Origin of the sequence: Capnocytophaga canis (assembly GCF_000827555.1) — a bacterium.
In the GTDB taxonomy this organism is placed as follows: domain Bacteria; phylum Bacteroidota; class Bacteroidia; order Flavobacteriales; family Flavobacteriaceae; genus Capnocytophaga; species Capnocytophaga canis.
The window spans coordinates 1-374 of record NZ_CDOI01000083.1; the positions used below are offsets into that span (position 1 = coordinate 1).

The following is a 374-nucleotide window of genomic DNA, read 5'->3' on the forward strand; positions in this document are numbered from 1 at the left end:
TAGCTGTATCGCAAATACCTGTATTTGCCTTATCACAAATAGTATAAGTAAACGTATGTGTACCCGATGAAGCTGTATTTCCTATCATTAACGTACCATCCGAATTAAGTGTTACTCCAATTGGTAAATTATTTGGGGTTACACTTACCGTCGCACTCGTTGGTGATACTCCATTCAATTTGTCGTTTTCAAACACTGTCTTGGTGGTCGTTCCTACAGTTTGAATTCCAAAATCATCATCAACAGCGTCAATAGTTATTAATCTAACAAACGCCGTTTTAGTCGATATATTACCAAAAGTATCTGTTGCTGTGATGGTTACCGTTATCGTATTACCTGTTACATTACACAAATCCATAGGCTTAACTGCAGAG

At 37.2% G+C, this 374-nt stretch carries 1 pseudogene; it reads right to left on the bottom strand.

Annotated features, from left to right (window positions below):
- Positions 1-374: pseudogene (locus CCAND38_RS11850) on the bottom strand (hypothetical protein); the annotation flags it as partial.